Annotated in this window: 18 protein-coding genes; 13 read left to right on the top strand and 5 right to left on the bottom strand. The window is 71.7% G+C overall.

What is annotated here, in order from left to right; genetic code table 11:
• Positions 1-84: 84 nt before the first annotated feature.
• Both GQQ92_RS05550 and GQQ92_RS05545 read left to right on the top strand, forming a co-directional pair.
• On the top strand, positions 85-450 hold the full coding sequence (locus GQQ92_RS05550; RefSeq protein ID WP_156998254.1) for a DUF485 domain-containing protein: 366 nt from the start codon (positions 85-87) through the stop codon (positions 448-450).
• A complete protein-coding gene (locus tag GQQ92_RS05545) occupies positions 447-2,096 on the top strand; it encodes a solute symporter family protein (protein WP_156998253.1) in 1,650 nt (549 codons plus the stop codon). The genes GQQ92_RS05550 and GQQ92_RS05545 overlap by 4 nt, the downstream gene beginning before the upstream one ends.
• A gap of 434 nt (positions 2,097-2,530) precedes the next feature.
• Here the strand turns inward: GQQ92_RS05545 and lpdA are convergent, their stop codons facing one another.
• Together lpdA and GQQ92_RS05535 are read right to left on the bottom strand one after the other, a co-directional pair.
• Entirely contained in the window at positions 2,531-3,931 is a 1,401-nt protein-coding gene (gene lpdA, locus GQQ92_RS05540) for a dihydrolipoyl dehydrogenase (RefSeq protein ID WP_156998252.1), read from the bottom strand.
• A gap of 217 nt (positions 3,932-4,148) precedes the next feature.
• The gene (locus GQQ92_RS05535; protein ID WP_156998251.1) at positions 4,149-5,018 is read right to left on the bottom strand and encodes a carbohydrate kinase family protein; all 870 of its coding nucleotides are present in this window, start codon (positions 5,016-5,018) and stop codon (positions 4,149-4,151) included.
• Here GQQ92_RS05535 and GQQ92_RS05530 point away from each other — a divergent pair.
• Positions 5,017-6,432 (top strand): DMT family transporter, encoded by a 1,416-nt coding sequence (locus GQQ92_RS05530; RefSeq protein WP_308206759.1) that lies wholly within the window; start codon positions 5,017-5,019, stop codon positions 6,430-6,432. The genes GQQ92_RS05535 and GQQ92_RS05530 overlap by 2 nt on opposite strands.
• A 37-nt stretch (positions 6,433-6,469) precedes the next feature.
• Here the strand turns inward: GQQ92_RS05530 and GQQ92_RS05525 are convergent, their stop codons facing one another.
• Positions 6,470-6,787: a Dabb family protein gene (locus GQQ92_RS05525; protein ID WP_156998250.1), complete on the bottom strand. Its 318-nt coding sequence runs from the start codon at positions 6,785-6,787 to the stop codon at positions 6,470-6,472.
• A gap of 252 nt (positions 6,788-7,039) precedes the next feature.
• On the opposite strand from GQQ92_RS05525, the gene GQQ92_RS05520 reads away from it, so the two are divergent.
• The 10 genes from GQQ92_RS05520 to GQQ92_RS05475 all read left to right on the top strand — a co-directional run bounded on the left by GQQ92_RS05520 (position 7,040) and on the right by GQQ92_RS05475 (position 14,455).
• Entirely contained in the window at positions 7,040-7,399 is a 360-nt protein-coding gene (locus GQQ92_RS05520) for a GntR family transcriptional regulator (RefSeq protein ID WP_156998249.1), read from the top strand.
• The gene (locus GQQ92_RS05515) at positions 7,396-8,301 is read left to right on the top strand and encodes an ABC transporter ATP-binding protein (RefSeq protein ID WP_156998248.1); all 906 of its coding nucleotides are present in this window, start codon (positions 7,396-7,398) and stop codon (positions 8,299-8,301) included. Before GQQ92_RS05520 ends, GQQ92_RS05515 begins: the two co-directional genes overlap by 4 nt.
• Positions 8,298-9,068, top strand: a complete 771-nt coding sequence (locus GQQ92_RS05510; RefSeq protein WP_156998247.1) for a hypothetical protein — start codon at positions 8,298-8,300, stop codon at positions 9,066-9,068. Before GQQ92_RS05515 ends, GQQ92_RS05510 begins: the two co-directional genes overlap by 4 nt.
• A 220-nt stretch (positions 9,069-9,288) precedes the next feature.
• On the top strand, positions 9,289-10,362 hold the full coding sequence (locus GQQ92_RS05505) for a lytic polysaccharide monooxygenase (RefSeq protein ID WP_156998246.1): 1,074 nt from the start codon (positions 9,289-9,291) through the stop codon (positions 10,360-10,362).
• 117 nt (positions 10,363-10,479) lie between these two features.
• Complete coding sequence (locus GQQ92_RS05500; RefSeq protein WP_156998245.1) at positions 10,480-10,833, top strand: chorismate mutase; 354 nt, start codon at positions 10,480-10,482, stop codon at positions 10,831-10,833.
• Positions 10,830-11,750, top strand: coding sequence for an SDR family NAD(P)-dependent oxidoreductase (locus GQQ92_RS05495; protein WP_156998244.1), 921 nt, complete (start codon positions 10,830-10,832; stop codon positions 11,748-11,750). Before GQQ92_RS05500 ends, GQQ92_RS05495 begins: the two co-directional genes overlap by 4 nt.
• Complete coding sequence (locus GQQ92_RS05490; RefSeq protein ID WP_156998243.1) at positions 11,747-11,986, top strand: hypothetical protein; 240 nt, start codon at positions 11,747-11,749, stop codon at positions 11,984-11,986. Before GQQ92_RS05495 ends, GQQ92_RS05490 begins: the two co-directional genes overlap by 4 nt.
• 280 nt (positions 11,987-12,266) lie before the next feature.
• A complete protein-coding gene (locus GQQ92_RS05485; RefSeq protein ID WP_156998242.1) occupies positions 12,267-13,469 on the top strand; it encodes an alcohol dehydrogenase catalytic domain-containing protein in 1,203 nt (400 codons plus the stop codon).
• 40 nt (positions 13,470-13,509) lie between these two features.
• A complete protein-coding gene (locus GQQ92_RS05480) occupies positions 13,510-14,112 on the top strand; it encodes a hypothetical protein (protein ID WP_156998241.1) in 603 nt (200 codons plus the stop codon).
• Positions 14,113-14,188: 76 nt separating this feature from the next.
• Positions 14,189-14,455, top strand: coding sequence for a hypothetical protein (locus GQQ92_RS05475; protein ID WP_156998240.1), 267 nt, complete (start codon positions 14,189-14,191; stop codon positions 14,453-14,455).
• Positions 14,456-14,510: 55 nt separating this feature from the next.
• On the opposite strand, the gene GQQ92_RS05470 is transcribed toward GQQ92_RS05475, so the two are convergent.
• Positions 14,511-14,885 (bottom strand): hypothetical protein, encoded by a 375-nt coding sequence (locus tag GQQ92_RS05470; protein ID WP_156998239.1) that lies wholly within the window; start codon positions 14,883-14,885, stop codon positions 14,511-14,513.
• Entirely contained in the window at positions 14,882-15,541 is a 660-nt protein-coding gene (locus GQQ92_RS05465; RefSeq protein ID WP_156998238.1) for an NUDIX hydrolase, read from the bottom strand. The genes GQQ92_RS05470 and GQQ92_RS05465 overlap by 4 nt, the downstream gene beginning before the upstream one ends.
• Positions 15,542-15,577: the final 36 nt, after the last annotated feature.

The following is a 15,577-nucleotide window of genomic DNA, read 5'->3' as shown; positions in this document are numbered from 1 at the left end:
ATTGGCGCACCGCCCGTGTGCACGCATCCGGGCGGCGGGCGCGGACCATCCCCCGTGCCGGACCCCCCTCGAAGGAGAGACGCCATGGGCAACGACGCCCTGAGCGCGGAGACGACGCAACCCGACGTCGATTTCACCGCGGTGCAAGCATCACCCCGATTCCAAGAGCTGCGCGGCCGCCACCGCAGGTTCGTGTTCCCCGTGCTCGCAGCGTGCCTGGTCTGGTACTTCGCCTACGTGCTGCTCGCCGTGTACGCGCACGACTTCATGTCGACGCCCGTGTTCGGCAGCGTAAACCTGGCCATGGTGCTCGGCCTCGCCCAGGTCGTCACGACCTTCGCCGTGACCATGTGGTACGTCAGCTACGCCAACAAGCGACTCGACCCGATCGCCGCGGAGATCCGCGACGACATCGAGTCCGGCGCCGGCACCGAGGCGGTGGCCCGATGAGCGCCGTGCAGGCCGCACAGGCCGTCCACGCCGCGGTCGCCGCCGAAGCGGCATCCGCCCAGCCCGGCGAGCCCTGGCTGAACATCGCGATCTTCGGCGCGTTCGTGGCGATCACGATGGTCATCGTGTTCCGCGCGAGCCGCAACAACAAGACCGCGGCCGACTACTACGCCGCCGGACGCTCGTTCACCGGCGGGCAGAACGGCTCGGCCATCGCGGGCGACTACCTGTCCGCGGCATCCTTCCTCGGCATCGTCGGCGCGATCGCGATCACCGGCTACGACGGATTCCTGTACTCGATCGGATTCCTCGTCGCGTGGCTCGTCGCGCTGCTCCTCGTCGCCGAGCTGCTGCGCAACACCGGCCGCTACACGATGGCCGACGTGCTGTCGTTCCGCCTCAAGCAGCGCCCCGTGCGCATCGCTGCCGCGATCACGACCCTCGTGGTCTGCTTCTTCTACCTGCTCGCGCAGATGGCGGGTGCCGGCGGCCTGGTCTCGCTGCTGCTCGGCATCACCGACACGCTCGGCCAGTCGCTGGTCATCACCGTGGTCGGCGCGCTCATGATCCTCTACGTGCTCATCGGCGGCATGAAGGGCACCACCTGGGTGCAGATCATCAAGGCGATCCTGCTCATCGCGGGCGCCGGCGTCATGACGGTCTGGGTCCTCGCGATCAACGGGTTCAACTTCAGCGCGCTGCTCGACAGCGCCGTCGAAGCGACCGGCAACCCCGCGATCCTCGACCCGGGCCTCAAGTACGGCGTCTCCGACATCTCGAAGATCGACTTCGTGTCGCTCGGACTCGCGCTCGTGCTCGGCACCGCGGCCCTCCCGCACGTGCTCATGCGCTTCTACACGGTTCCGACCGCGAAGGAGGCCCGCAAGTCGGTCGTCTGGGCGATCTGGCTCATCGGCATCTTCTACGTGTTCACGCTCGTGCTCGGCTACGGCGCGGCGGCCCTCGTCGGCGCCGAGACGATCGCGGCAGCCCCCGGCGGTGCGAACTCGGCAGCGCCCCTGCTCGCCTTCGCCCTCGGCGGACCGTTCCTGCTCGGACTGATCTCGGCCATCGCGTTCGCGACGATCCTCGCGGTCGTCGCCGGCCTCACGATCACGGCCGCGGCATCCTTCGCTCACGACATCTACGCGAGCGTCGTGAAGAAGGGCAAGCCGGCACCCGGAGCCGAGGTCAAGGTCGCACGTCGCACCGTGCTCGTGATCGGCGTCGTCGCGATCCTCGGCGGCATCGGTGCCAACGGCCAGAACGTCGCGTTCCTCGTCGCCCTGGCCTTCGCGATCGCGGCATCCGCCAACCTGCCGACCATCGTGTACTCGCTGTTCTGGAAGCGCTTCACCACCAAGGGCGCCCTCTGGAGCATGTACGGCGGCCTGATCTCGGCGATCGTGCTCATCATCTTCTCGCCGGTGGTCTCGGGCTCCGAGGCGTCGATGCTGAAGACCGCGGACATCAACTTCGCGATCTTCCCGCTCTCGAACCCCGGCATCATCTCGATCCCGCTCGCGTTCCTGCTCGGCTGGATCGTGACCATGCTCGACAAGAGCAAGGAGGACCCGAAGAAGCAGTCCGAGATGGAGGTGCGCTCGCTCACCGGCGTGGGGGCCGAGAAGGCGACCCAGCACTAGAGACCGGCCGGCGGTTGGGGGACCGTCGGCCAACCGGGTTCCGGCGGCGGAGCGGGGGGAACGCACCGCCGCCGGGACGAGGCTTCGACGCGGCGGCATCGCCTGCCCATGCCGCGTCGAACGAACAAGCGGGGCGGATGTCTCGGCCGGACGGCCGTGGCATCCGCCCCGTTTCTCGTGCGCCCTGTCTTTGGTGCGCCCCGTTCTCTGTGCGCTCCGCCTCGCCCGCTCCGCCTCCCGAGTTGCCCGTCTTTGGACGGACATGGGCGACTCGGCGGGCGCGTCGGCGGGCGCGTCGCGCCACGCCGGGTGGTCGTCTTCCCGAGTTGCCCGTCTTTGGACGGAAGTGGGCGACTCGGCGGGCGCGTCGCGCCACGGCGGGTGGTCGTTTTCCCGAGTTGCCCGTTTTTGGACGGAAGTGGGCGACTCGGCGCCTACATGTTGATCATGTGCCCGGTGAGGCCGTGGAAGGCCTCCTGCAGCGCCTCCGACAGCGTCGGGTGGGTGTGCACGTTGCGGGCGAGCTCGTTGGCGCCGAGATCCCACTTCTGGGCGAGCGTGAGCTCGGGCAGCAGCTCCGAGACGTCGGGGCCGACCATGTGGCCGCCGAGCAGCTCGAGGTACTTCGCGTCGGCGACGAGCTTCACGAAGCCGACGGGCTCGCCGAGGCCGTTGGCCTTGCCGTTCGCGCTGAACGGGAACTTCGACACGACCACGTCGTAGCCCTCGTCGCGCGCCTGCTGCTCGGTCAGTCCGAAGGAGGCGACCTGCGGCGAGCAGAACGTGGCGCGCGGCATCATGCGGTAGTCGCCGAGTTCCATGGTCTCGGCGTCGCCGATGGTCTCGGCCGCGACGACGCCCTGCGCCTCGGCCACGTGCGCGAGCATGAGCTTCGCCGTGACGTCGCCGATGGCGTAGATGTGCGGCACGTTCGTGCGCATCCGCTCGTCGATCGCGATGGCGCCGCGATCGGTCAGCTGCACGCCCGTGTTCTCGAGGCCGAAGTTCTCGACGTTCGGCGCGAAGCCGACCGAGATGAGCGCCTTGTCGACCTCGAGGGTGCCGCCCTCGCCGTTCGAGCCCGTGTACGTCACGGTGACCGACGAGCCGTTGTCGACGACGGTCTCGACCTTCGTCGAGCTGAGGATCGGCACGCCGAGGTTGCGGTACTGACGGGTGATCTCCTTCGAGACCTCGACGTCTTCGTTGGGCAGCGCACGGTCGAGGAACTCGATGACGGTCACGTCGACGCCGTAGTTCTTCAGCACGTACGCGAACTCCATGCCGATGGCGCCGGCGCCCACGATGGCGATGGAGCGCGGCAGGTCGCGGGTGAGGATCTGCGTCTCGTAGGTGACGACGTTCTGCGAGAGCTGCACGCCGGGCAGCAGGCGCACGCGCGAGCCCGTGGCGATGATCGCGTTGTCGAACGTCACCGTGTCGATGGTGCCGTCGCCCTTCGCGACGTCGAGGGTGTTCGCGTCGCGGAACGTGCCGCGCCCGTCGAACTCGGCGATGCCGTTCTTCTTCATGAGGAAGTGCACGCCCTTGACGTGCTTGTCGGACACCTGTCGGCTGCGGTCGAACGCGGCGCCGAAGTCGAACTGCGCGTCGCCGGTGATGCCGAACGTCTTCGCCTGGTCGTGGAAGATGTGCGCGAGTTCGGCGTTGCGCAGCAGCGCCTTCGAGGGGATGCAGCCGACGTTGAGGCAGACCCCGCCCCAGTACTTCTCCTCGACCACGGCGACCTTGAGGCCGAGTTGGGCGGCACGGATGGCGGCGACGTAGCCGCCGGGGCCCGCACCGAGGATGACGACATCGAAGTGAGTGCTCATGCATCCAGCCTAGGCACTGGCGGGGTCGGACGCCCCTGTCACCGGGGTTGCTCCGACGGCACGTAAGCGTCGCGCGGGGGTGCGATCTCGCGGAATTCAGGAGATCGGAGGTTTCGCGTGTTGTGAGGAGGTCATCGGCCAGGATCTCCTGAGTTCGGCCTCGCGCTCGTGCGGGCATCGGGCTCGTGCGGGTATCGGGCTCGTGCGGGTATCGGGGTCAGGCGCTCGCCGCGAGCAGCGCGTCGAGCGACGGGTGCAGGTGCGGTGTCGTCAGCACCGTGGCGGCATGCCTCGCGCCGGCCTCGAGCGCGGCATCGAGGTCGAGGCCGGCCAGGTGCGCGTCGAGCACGCCCGACATGAAGGCGTCGCCCGCGCCGTTCGTGTCGACCACCTCGACCGGCACGGCGGCGACGCGGTGCACCGCGAGCGAGGCGTCGACCGCGACCGCGCCCTGTGCCCCGAGGGTGCAGACGACGACGGATGCCCCGCCGCGCACGCACTCCTCCATGAACGGCACCGGGTCGTCGCCGATGCGGTCGGCGTTCATGAAGATCCAGTCGGCGGCCTCGATGAAGGGTCGGTGGAACTCCGCGGATCCGTCGTAGTCGTGGATGTCGGTCCAGATCGGGCGGCCGGCGGCCCGCGCCGTCGGGATGAGCGCGCGCGAACGCTCCGAGAGGTCGAGCACCAGCACCGGGGCATCCGCCATCGCCTGCACCAGGCCGGATGACGCGGGCGTGCCGGGGTCGCCGGGCGTCGAGAGGTAGAGCGACACGCGCTCGCCGGCCGCGGTCATGAGGTTGAGGTGGCGCTCGGTCGCGTCGGCCGGCAGGGCGTCGACGTCGATTCCGGATGCCTCGAGCAGGCGTCGCACGCGCTGGCCGTCGGCGTCGGCGCCGATGAGCGTGTGCAGCCGGACGGCGTGGCCGAGGCCGACGAGCCCGAGTGCCTTGCCCGCCGAGGTGCCGCCGATCGTCTCGTGCTCGGCGAGCGCGAACTGCATGTGCGGCACCGGCTCGGGCAGGCGGTCGAGCAGCACGATGCGGTTCCAGGAGGCGGCGCCGGAGATCACGATAGGGGCGGTCATGCGGGCAAACCTACGGGCTGCGGATGCCGTGTGCAAGCGATTGCATGGCCGGTCGAGGAGGCCGCTCGCGGCCGTCTCGAGGCCGCGGCCTGGTCTCGAGACGCTTCGCTCCTCGACCGGCGGCCCCGGTCTCGAGACGCTGCGCTCCTCGACCGGCGAGACGCCCACGCCGGTCGAGGAGGCGCGCCAGCGCCGTCTCGAGACCGCGGCCCTGGGTCTCGAGACGCTTCGCTCCTCGACCGGCGAGACGCTGCGCTCCTCGACCGGAGGCCGCTTCGCTCCCGGCCCGGCCCACGCGCGACTGCCGACCATCGGCGGAATCCGGACAACGTCCTCACGAGCGGACGACGAGGGCTCGGCGCGGGCGTACGCTCGGCAGGTGAACTCGAGCGCCACCTCCGCATCCGCGTCGGCCTCCGCCGTCGCCGGGGCAGCCGCGGCATCCGCCCCCCGCTCGCGGGGCAACCTGTCGACGCTGCTGCAGTTCATCGCGATGGGGCTCGTGTGGGGCTCGAGTTTCCTGTTCATGAAGGTCGCGCTCGAGGGCGTCTCGTTCGGGCAGGTGGCGTGGTCGCGCACGGTGCTCGGCGGGCTGGCGCTCGGCGTGATCGTGCTGATCATGCGCCCGCGCGTCGCGCGACCGGACGGCACCCCGGGCCCGGTGCTGCCCCGCGAGCGAATCGTGTGGGTGCACTTCCTGGTGGTCTCGGTGACGACCTGCGTGATCCCGTACCTCTGCTTCGCGTGGGCCGAGCAGTACGTCTCGTCGAGCCTCGCGTCGATCTACAACGCGACGACGCCGATCATGACGGCGCTCATGGCGACCCTCGTCTTCCGCGTCGAGAGGCTCGGGCTCAGTCGATGGGCGGGCGTCGGCGTCGGGATCCTCGGGGTCGTCGTGGTCATCGGCCCATGGCAGTACTCGGCGCTCACCGGGTCCCTCGCGGGCCAGCTCGCCTGCCTCGTCGCGACCCTCTGCTACGGATTCACGTTCGGGTACCAGCGCAGGTTCCTGAGCCACCGCCCGATCGCGCCGGCGACGTTCGCGTTCCTGTCGATCGGCGTCTCGGCGGTCGTGATGCTCGTGCTCACGCCGTGGCTCGCGCTCGACGCCGTCGACCTCGATCTCGCGGCGGGCGGCGACGGCTGGCCGATCGTCGGCTCACTGCTCGCGCTCGGCGTGCTCGGCACGGGCCTCGCCTACATCTGGAACATCAACGTGCTGCGCGCGTGGGGCCCGACGGCCACGTCGACGGTGACCTACGTGACGCCCATCGTGGGCGTCGCGCTCGGCTTCGTCCTGCTCGGGGAGCGCTTCTCGTGGCACGAGCCGATCGGCGCGCTGCTCGTGCTGCTCGGCATCCTGCTGGCGCAGGGCAGGCTCCGGATGCCGCGGCGTCGCGCCCGCGGTTGACCTCGGCGCGCGGCATCCGCCCGCTCTGGCCTCGTGCTCAGCGCGCGAGCGTCGACGCGTCGATCTCGAGCGGCACCACGTCGATCTCGAGGAAGTCGGCGACCTCGGGCACCCAGCGATCCCGCACGAACGCGACGTGCTCGGGGTGCGCGTTGTACCGCTCGTAAACGGTCTGATCGGCGAACTCCATCGAGACGCCGAAGGTGAACTCGTTCTTCGGGCTCACCTGGCGCAGCAGTTCGAACCGCTCCACGCCCGGGATGTCGCCGAGTGCGGCGTTCGCGGCGAGGAAGTCGCGCTCCTCGGCCGAACCGGCGGGGTGGTGCAGGCGGAACGCAACCGTGTGGCGGATCATCGCCCAAGCCTATGGCGGCACCGGACCCGCGGCATCCGCTTGCTCGAATCGACCCTGATCCCTCTCGCAATTCAGGTCGGCGCCCGGCGCGTCGCCCGCGCCATGCGGCGGAACGGGGTGCGACACGCCTCCCGTCCTGAATTGCGAGATCACGGAGCGGGCGGATGCCGCTCGAGGGTTGACAGATCCGCGAGGGCATGGTTGGTTAGTTGGTGAAGTAACTAACCAACAAACCAAGCAAGGCGAGGCGGCATGGACGAATCGCGACCGATCTTCATCCAGATCACGGAGCAGATCGAGAACGACATCATCGAGGGCACGCTCGCCGAGGGCGCGCAGATCCCGTCGATCAACGAGTTCGCGACCTTCCACCGCATCAATCCGGCCACCGCCCTGCGGGGCGTGAACCGACTCGTCGACGACGCGATCGTCGAGAAGCGAAGGGGCATCGGCATGTTCGTCACCTCCGGCGCGCGAGACCGACTCGTCGAACGGCGACGAGCCGAGTTCGCCGCAACCTACATCAGACCGCTCATCGTCGAAGCCGAGAAGCTCGGGCTCGACATCGACCAGCTCGCAGCACTCATCCGCTCGGAAAGGATCGAATCATGACCGCCACCGTCGTCAGCGCGAAGGGGCTCACCAAGCGCTACGGGTCGTTCACCGCGGTCGACGCCGTCGACTTCACGCTCGAGGAGAACCGCATCTACGGCCTCCTCGGCCGCAACGGCGCCGGCAAGACGACCATCATGCAGCTGCTCACCGGCCAGCTCTTCGCGAACGCCGGCGACCTCGAGGTGTTCGGGCGGACTCCCGCCGAGCACGCCGACGTGCTGCGTCGCATGTGCTTCATCGCCGAGTCGCAGCGCTACCCCGAGGACTTCACGCCGGCGCACGTCTTCAAGGCCGCGCCCTGGTTCTTCGAGAACTGGGACGCCGAGTTCGCCGAGCGGCTGATCGCCGACTTCCGGCTGCCCGTCAAGCGGCGCATCAAGAAGCTCTCGCGCGGCCAGCTCAGCGCCGTCGGCGTCATCGTCGGCCTCGCCAGCCGGGCGCCGCTGACGTTCTTCGACGAGCCCTACCTCGGGCTCGACGCGGTCGCGCGGCACATCTTCTACGACCGGCTGCTCGAGGACTACGCGGAGCACCCCCGCACGGTCGTGCTCTCGACGCACCTGATCGACGAGGTCGCGAACCTGCTCGAGCACGTGATCCTCATCGACGAGGGCCGCATCCTCCTCGACCGCGATGCCGACGAGGTCCGCGGATCGGCGACGACCATCGCGGGGGCCCGCGCCGCGGTCGATGCGTTCACGGCCGACCGCCCGGTCATCGGCCGCGAGGGGCTCGGCGGGCTCGCATCCGTCACCATCGACGGCCGGCTCGACCAGGCCGAGCGCATCCGGGCGGCCGAGCTCGGCCTCGAACTGGCGCCCGTCTCGCTCCAGCAGCTCATCGTCCACCTCACCGGCACCGACCTCGCCGGTTCGACCGAACAGGAGAAGGCAGCATGACCGCCGCAACCGCGACTCCGCTCGTGCGCACCGAGGGCCGGTCGCGCGCCAACGAGATCTGGCGCATCGTGCGCCTGCACACCGTCAACCCGTCGATCTTCTTCGGCATCCCGTGGATCATCCTCGGCGGCGCCTGGGCGATCACCATGGCGCTCGCGCTCATCGTCGCCGGCGCCTCGGGAGCGCCGGCCGACGACATCCTCACGGGCTTCCGCTACAGCTGGGCGGTGCTCTCGCCGCAGTGGTACCTCGTGGTCGTGGGCGTGCAGGCCATCTCGTTCACGTTCTCGTTCGCGCTCGGGTTCGGCGCCACGCGCCGCGACTACTGGCTCGGCACGAGCATCATGTTCGTGCTCGTCGCCGTCGAGATGGCCGCGGCCATCGCGACCCTCGTGCAGCTGGAGAAGGCCACGAACGGCTGGTGGGTCGGCGCGGGCATGTTCGATGCGCTCTGGTACGGCCAGAGCGGCTGGCTGTTCGACTTCTACACCTCGTTCGCGCTGCAGATGTTCGTGCTGTTCGTGGGCGCCGGGGTCACGACGGTGTACATGCGGTGGCGCATGAAGGGCATGCTCACGCTCGGCGCTTCGCTGATCGTGGTCGTGCTCGGGGCGCTGGCGATCATCACCGGGGCGAACGCCTGGCCGTCGGTCTGGGCCTGGTTCGCGTCGATCGGCCTGCTCGGCGTGTTCACGATCACGCTCGGCCTCGCCCTCGTGTGCGCGGTCGGCGGGTACCTCGTGATCCGGCGGGCGACGCCCCGCTGATCGACGCCCCGGTTTCGGGGCGAGCACAGGCCGCGGCGCGGCATCCGTTCGGGGGAGCGGATGCCGCGCCGCATCCGTCCGTGTTCCGGTCGGCGCCTCCCGTGCGTAGGTGGTCCTGCGGATGCCGCGGCCGGCGCGGGTGCGTAGCGTCCGGGTGTCGGCAGGGCGAGGTCGCCGTGCCGCGCAGCAGCGGCGCCGGACGCCGCGGAGAGGATGAGACATGAGCACCACTTCCCGACGCCGGAGGCCGACCGCGCTGGTCGTGCTGGCGGCGGCGACGTCGCTCGCGATGCTCGGCGTCGCCGCGCCGGCGTTCGCGCACGGGTGGATCGGCGGGTCGGGGTCCGAACTCGTGGCCAGGCAGGCGATGCCGGGCAACGGCGACATCGGCCTCGTGCAGTACGAGCCGCAGAGCCTCGAGGCGCCCGGCGGGTTCCCCGAGACCGGCCCGGCCGACGGGCACCTCGCGTCGGCGGGCATCGCCCAGTTCTCCGAGCTGGACGAGCAGACCGCGACCAGATGGGCGAAGAACGAGATCACGCCGGGCCCGCACCGCTTCGGGTGGACGTACACCGCGCCGCACAACACCGACCAGTGGCGGTACTACATCACGAAGAACGGCTGGAACCCGAACGAGCCGTTGAAACGCTCGTCGTTCGAGCTGCTGCAGGTGGTCGCGCACGACCATTCCGCGGCGAACACGAACCCGGTGCACACGATCACGATCCCGAGCGACCACTCGGGCTACCACGTCGTGCTCGCGGTGTGGGAGGTCTGGGACACGCCCAACGCGTTCTACAACGTCGTCGACGTGGACATCTCGGGTTCGCCGGGCTCGGCCGACACGCAGGCGCCGACCGCGCCGACCTCGGTGCGCAGCACGGCGACCTCGTCGTCGAGCGTCGGGCTCGCCTGGACGGCGTCGACCGACGACCGCGGCGTGACGGGCTACCGCGTCGAGCGGGCGACGGCGTCGGGCGCGTTCGCGCAGGTCGCGCAGGTGTCGGGCACGAGCACGCTCGACGCGGGTCTCGTCGCGTCGACGGCGTACCGCTACCGGGTGGCCGCGGTGGATGCCGCGGGCAACGTGTCGCCGTACAGCGCGGTCCTCTCGGTGACCACGGCCGCGGGCAGCGGCACGGGCGCCGTGCCCGCATGGAACCCCTCCGGCGCCTACGCCAAGGGCGACCGGGTGAGCCACGGCGGCGTCGTCTACGAGGCCGTGCTGACCCATCAGGGCTCGGGCGACCCCGGTTGGATCACCGCGCGCTCGCTCTGGAAGCCGGTGGGCTGACGCGACCGGACATCGCCCGCCCCGCGGCACCCGCATCCGGCGGATGCCGCGGGGCGGGCGATCCGGCTGCGACCGCTGCGCGCCGCCCGACCGGTCGAGCGCGGGTAGGGTCGAAGCATGACTGACGGGCCCATCGACGAACGCGACGCCGCGATGAGCGAGCTGCTCGGCATCCGATCGAGCATCGACAACATCGACGCAGCCCTCATCCACCTGCTCGCCGAACGGTTCAAGTTCACGCAGCAGGTCGGCCGGCTGAAGGCCCAGCACGGGCTTCCGGCGAGCGACCCGGGCCGCGAGCAGCGCCAGATCGCGCGCCTGCGCGACCTCGCGATCGACGCCCACCTCGACCCGGCCTTCGCCGAGAAGTGGTTCAACTTCGTCGTCGCCGAGGTGATCCAGCACCACGAGGAGATCGCCGGCGGCGCACCCGCGAACCGTGCCGCGGGCGAGGGCCCCGCGAGCGCATGACCTGGTACCCGCTCGCGCTGCCGCCGCAGGCGGGTCGTCGATTCCTCGTCACGGGCGCCAACGCGGGGCTGGGGTTCTTCACCGCCGCGAGGCTGGCGGCCGCCGGCGCGCACGTCGTGCTCGTCGGGCGCAGCGCCGAGCGCTTGCAGGCCGCGACGTCGGCGATCCGCAGCGTGCGGCCCGCGGCATCCGTCGAATCGGTCGTGATCGACCTGTCCTCGCAGCGTTCGGTGCTCGACGGCAGCGAGCAGCTCCTCGCCGGGGCGCCGTTCGACGGCATCGTCGCGAACGCGGGCATGGTGCACACGCCGAAGACGCGCGAGGTGTCGGTCGACGGCGACGAGCTCGTGCTCGCGACCAACGTGCTCGGTCACTTCACCCTGCTCGGCCGGCTGCTGCCCCATCTCACGATCGGCGCCCGCGTCGTCTCGCTCGGGTCGCTGTCGACCCTGCTCTCGACGTTCCGCATCGACGACCTCCAGCTCGAGCGCGGGTACGACTTCTGGCGCGCCTACGCCCAGTCGAAGATCGCGACGCAGGTCTTCGCGTTCGAGCTCGACCGCCGGCTGCGGGCCGCGGGCGTCGCCGTGTCGAGCGTGGTCGCGCACCCCGGCTACTCGGTCAGCGGCCGCACGCCCACGGTGCCCGGCGTCAACGAGCCGACCCGCGGAGGTCGCTTCGCCGACGCGCTGCAGGGTGCCTGGGCGCAGGGCAAGCACCGCGGAGCCGAGGTGAGCCTGCACGCGCTCACGGGCACGGATGTCACGGGCGGGCAGTTCTGGGGTCCCCGATACCTCACCCGGGGCGAGCCCGTGCTGCAGAAGCCGGCACGCGTCACGACGAAGCCCGCGATCGGCGAGAAGTTCTGGACCTTCGCCGAAGCGGCCACCGGCCGCCCCTTCACCGTGGGCGGATGAACCCGCCCGCACGCGGCCCCGCACCGGCCGATCCGGGCCCGGTCGGCGGGCCGCCGCGTCGAGTCCCGCTCCTCGCCCGGCCGCGGGTGCGGCGCATCCTGTCGCGTGTCGTCGCGGCCGTCGGCGTCGTGTTCGCCGCCGTCGGCCTGTTCACGGGGCGCTACGGGTACCTCGTCGTCGGCATCGTCGTGATCGGGCTGGGCGCCGCGCTCGGCCCGGGCCGCATCAGGCGCTGAGCGCCGCCTCGGGGCACTGACGCCCGCCTCGCCCACGCGCCGCCGCCGGTTCACCTGTCGGTAACCGACGGTCCCCTCGCCGTTGGCGCCCGCTGCGTACGGTGACCGTACCGGCACGCAGGGCCCGCAGCGGGGGAGCTCGGAGGCGCATCGGTCGACGATCTGCAGAGAGGCGCATCATGAGCAGCGGACACCGGCCCGACCCATCGGCCCGGCCGGCCCGGCCGACCAAGCCGACCAAGCCGGCCAGGCCGACCCGGCCGTCGACGGGGCGTGCCCGATGATGCACACCGTCGCACGGCTCTCCGAGGCCGATGTGCTCGTGAAGCCGTCGCCGGTCGCGATGGTCTGGAACGAGCCGGACCGCCCCCTCGAGGCCCTCGCCGTTCCCGGCATCCACCTGTCGGCCGGCGAGGCGCTCGTCGAGATCGAGCTGGCGACGGTGTGCGGATCCGACGTCCACACCGTGCTCGGGCACCGTTCCGCGTCGACCCCCCTCGTGCTCGGCCACGAGCAGGTCGGCCGCGTCGTCGCGCTCGGACCCGACGCCGTCCGTTCCGACGGCAGCTCGCTCGAGCTCGGCGACCGCGTGGTCTGGTCGGTCACCGTCAGCTGCGGCGAATGCGACCGCTGCGTGCGCGGCCTGACGCAGAAGTGCCGTTCGCTCGCCAAGTACGGCCATGAGCGCGTCCATCGGGGGTGGGAGCTCTCGGGCGGCTTCGCGACGCATGTGCAGCTCCGCGCCGGAACCGCGACGGTGCGCATCGACGAGGGCGTCCCCGCCGCGGTCGCGGCACCCGCCTCCTGCGCGACGGCGACGGCCGTGGCCGCCCTCGACGCGGCATCCGATCGCGTCGACCTCGCCGGCGCCGTCGTGCTCGTCACGGGCGGCGGCATGATCGGGCTCAGCGCCGCCGCGATCGCCGTGGAGGCGGGCGCGATCGTCGTCGTGTCCGAACCGGATGCCGGTCGGCGGGCGTTCGCCCGTCGCTTCGGGGCCCACGCGGTCGACCCGCGCGCACGCGTCGGCGCCCCCGACCGGCTCGACGCCGTGCTCGCGGCGCTGACCGGCGGTGGGGCCGCGGGGGCGGCGCCCGTCGGCATGCCGCGCGACGCGCCCCGCGAGGTGCTCGTGGCCGTCGAGGCATCCGGCACCTCTGCGGGCGTGCGCACCGCCGTCTCGACCGTCGGAACGGGCGGTGTCGTCGTGCTCGTCGGCAGCGTGGCGGGCGGCACCGAGCTGTGCGTGGACCCCGAGTCGATCGTGCGCCGGATGCTCACCGTCACGGGGGTGCACAACTACGCGGCGACGCATCTCGAACGCGCGGTCGCGTTCCTCGAGCGATCGTGGCGGATCCTGCCGCTCGACGAACTGGTCGGCCCCACGCACGCGCTCGCGATGCTCGACCTCGCGCTCGCCGAGGCCGCGAGCGGCGAGCACATCCGCGTGGGCGTGGCGCCGGGGCGGCGCGCCGCCACCTGAACCGCTTCCGTCGGGCCCGGGAACGGGGGAGCATTGGGGGATGACTCCGAACACCCGGCCCGACGGAGGCGCTGAACCGAGCGGGGCGGATGCCGCGGGCGCGACCCCGGCGCACGCCGCCGCCGGCCCGGCGCACGCCGCCTCCCTGGTCCGCAGGCTCGCATCGGCCGCCGCTTCCGAGCTCGCCGCCGCGGACGCCCGACGCGAGGTGCTCGCCGCCTACACGCCCGAGCGCCGGGTGCTCGGCCTTCCGCGTGCCGCACGCATGACGGCTGTCGCCGAGGTCTGGCGCCTCGGCGTGCTGCTGCTCGCCGACGACGGGGCCCTGCACGGAACGGGCCGGGTCGTGCGTGCCGAGCGTGCCGCCCGCCGCAGCGTGACCGCCGACTCCGTCGCCGAGCAGCGCGCGCTCCGGGCCGCAGCGGTGAAGGGCGGCATCGCCGAGGGCGCGACCGTGAACTTCGACACGCGACCCGTCGACCTCGACGAGCTCGACGCGTCCGCGGCATCCGGCCCCCTCGTTGTGCGCGACGGCGCCGTGCTCGTGCGCTGGAGCCCGTCGATGCCCGACGCGCTCAGCCCGCTCGAGCAGTACCTCGCCGACCGGGTCGGGCTGCTCGCGCATCCGCTGCCCGGCGCGTGAGGCGGATGCCGCGGGCGGCCGTCGCCCGTCGGTGCACCCGCGCGGACGCCGCGCCCATCGCGGGTAGTCTGCTCGGGTGTCTTCCAAGCTCCCCCAGGTTCCCCGGCTCTCCGCACGACTGACGTTCTGGATCGGCGCGGCACTCGTCGCCGTGTGGGCCGTGCTGAACATCCTCACCGCGATCATCGGATTCGTGGTGCGCATGCTGCCGTGGTCGACGGGCGGCGTGTCGGCCTGGCCGCTGCTCGACGTGCTCGGTCAACTCGCGCTCGTGCTCGGCTGCGCCCTCGTGGCGGCCGGACTCGTGATGAACCACCTCGAGCGGCCGACCGCCGACCGCTGAGCGCCCGCGCCCGCGCCCGCGGTGCAGCGCGGTTGCCGCGCGTGATGGCGTTCCGTCAGCGGGGAACGTCGTGGCCGTGGCCGTGGTCGCCGGGGCCGTCGTGGTCGTCGTGCTCGCGACCGCCGGAGTCGTCGTCGTGCTCGCGACCGCCGCGGTCGTGGCCCGGCTCGCGCTCGCCGGCTTCGTCATCGTCGTCGCCGTCGGTGCGCGACGGGCGCGACTCCGAGGCCTGGATGGACTCGATGACCGACTCCTGCAGCCCCTTCTGCCCGGTGTGCAGCTGCTGGTAGACCTCGCCGGCGCCCATGAGCGGCGCGAACGCCGATCGCAGTCGTCGGCCCTTCGGCGCGCGCACCAGGCGCACGACGGTGCCGATCGCGAGCGCGAGCACGAAGGCGCCCACGAGCACCGCGAGCAAGGTGCCGATCACGGCCGATCCGCCTGGCGCCGTTCCTGTGCCGGCTCGCCGTCGAAGCCGTACGCCGTGATCGGCGCGAGCGCATCGGTGCGCAACGCGTCGAGCACGAGCCGCTCGTGGTGCACGACCCGGTCGGGGAGGGCGTCGAGGTCGAACCAGCGCAGCGCGTCGGCCTTCGGCTCGAGCAGCCGGGGTTCGCCCGTCCACGACCGGCACGCGAAGAAGAAGTCCACGCGCTGCTCGACGGATGCCGCGGACGGCCCCCGGCGGTGCATGGTCGTGAGCGGCACGAGGTCGGCCGCGTCGATGCGCACGCCGATCTCCTCGGCGGCCTCGCGGATCGTGCCCTGCACGACGGACTCGCCCGCGTCGACGTGGCCCGCGGCCGATGCACCCCACCAGCCGTCGTAGTAGCCGGTGCCCGCGCGCCGCTGCAGCAGCACGCGCCCAGGCGCACTCACAACGCCCGCGCCAACGCTCGCACCCGCGTCGGCATTCACGCCAACGCCCGCGGCGGCACCCGTGCTCGCGCCGGCATCCGCGCCAACGCCCGCGGCGGCACCGAAGCTCGCGCCCGCGCCCGCCAGCAGGAACACGTACCCGGCCGGGATCAGGCTGAACCGGCCGTGGGCGCTCGCGTACGCCTCGGAGTAGGACTGGCGGGTCATCGACCCAGTCTCACCCGTACGTGCCCGGGGCGCCAG

The sequence above is a fragment of the Agromyces terreus genome, assembly GCF_009749465.1.
In the GTDB taxonomy this organism is placed as follows: Bacteria; Actinomycetota; Actinomycetes; order Actinomycetales; family Microbacteriaceae; genus Agromyces; species Agromyces terreus.
This window is presented reverse-complemented; position numbering and strand designations above follow the sequence as displayed.